The sequence below is a fragment of the Pseudoalteromonas sp. SIMBA_162 genome (assembly GCF_046535955.1).
In the GTDB taxonomy this organism is placed as follows: Bacteria; Pseudomonadota; Gammaproteobacteria; order Enterobacterales; family Alteromonadaceae; genus Pseudoalteromonas; species Pseudoalteromonas marina.
On record NZ_JAWJBQ010000807.1, the window covers coordinates 1 to 253 of the forward strand.

1 protein-coding gene is annotated in these 253 nt (G+C 70.4%); it reads left to right on the top strand.

Annotation, left to right across the window (positions count from 1 at the left end; translation table 11 throughout):
• Positions 1-28 precede the first annotated feature (28 nt).
• Positions 29-253 (top strand): NAD(P)/FAD-dependent oxidoreductase (locus tag R0J88_RS21915; RefSeq protein WP_410901164.1); only part of this gene is annotated, 225 nt, incomplete at its 3' end.

Genomic DNA, 253 nt, shown 5'->3' on the forward strand with positions numbered 1-253 from the left:
GCTCGCGCAATACGGCCCGCGCGAATCGATGGAATACGACGTCGTGATCGTCGGCGGCGGCCCCGCCGGGCTGTCGGCGGCGATCCGGCTCAAGCAGCTGGCCGCCGAGAAAGGCACCGAGATCGGCGTGTGCGTGCTCGAGAAGGGTTCCGAGATCGGCGCGCACATCCTGTCGGGCGCGGTGATGGACCCGCGCGCGATCACCGAGCTGTTCCCCGACTGGAAGGAACGCGGCGCGCCGCTCACCGTCGAG